The sequence below is a fragment of the Paraburkholderia sp. SIMBA_030 genome (genome assembly GCF_046535245.1).
Lineage (GTDB): Bacteria > Pseudomonadota > Gammaproteobacteria > Burkholderiales > Burkholderiaceae > Paraburkholderia.
On record NZ_JAWRXB010001651.1, the window covers coordinates 1 to 236 of the forward strand.

At 71.2% G+C, this 236-nt stretch carries 1 pseudogene; it reads right to left on the bottom strand.

Going from position 1 to position 236, the window contains the following annotated elements:
- Positions 1-236, bottom strand: a pseudogene (locus SB772_RS45620) (hypothetical protein); the annotation flags it as partial.

Genomic DNA, 236 nt, shown 5'->3' on the forward strand with positions numbered 1-236 from the left:
GGTGCGGTCGATCACGGCCAGGCCTTCACGGGTGGCCTGGTCGGCTTCACGGGCCGCCTGCGCAGCCTGGGCGGCGCTGCGGGCAACGTCCTGGGCGGTGGCGCTCATCTCGTGCGAGGCAGTCGCCACCTGGTCGACCTGGCGGTACTGCTGCTCCATGCCGGCGCTGGTTTCGCTGGCGATGGCCGAGGACTGGTCGGCGGTGCCTCGGGCGGCCTGTACCGATTGTTTGACCT